This is a genomic window from Pseudoalteromonas sp. S3178, from assembly GCF_005886985.1.
Lineage (GTDB): Bacteria > Pseudomonadota > Gammaproteobacteria > Enterobacterales > Alteromonadaceae > Pseudoalteromonas > Pseudoalteromonas carrageenovora.
On the sequence record NZ_PNCW01000653.1, the window covers coordinates 1 to 252 of the forward strand.

Here is a 252-nt window from a genome sequence, read left to right on the forward strand (position 1 = left end):
CTCACCATAGTGACTGGTGCGAAGGCACAGCGAGTTATAATTGAAAATAAACGTGCCACTGGGGTTGAATATAAAGTTGGCAATAAACTTGAGGTTGCCACTACAAGAAAAGACGTTATTTTAAGTGCTGGGCCAATTGGTTCGCCGCACTTACTTCAACTGTCAGGCATTGGTGATAAAGATGTGCTGAGCAAAGCGGGTATTGAACTACAGCATGACCTACCGGGAGTAGGTCAAAATTTGCAGGATCAT

At 44.0% G+C, this 252-nt stretch carries 1 protein-coding gene; it reads left to right on the plus strand.

Annotation, left to right across the window (positions count from 1 at the left end; genetic code table 11):
- Window positions 1-252 (plus strand): GMC family oxidoreductase N-terminal domain-containing protein (locus tag CWC11_RS22625; protein WP_212748123.1); only part of this gene is annotated, 252 nt, incomplete at both ends.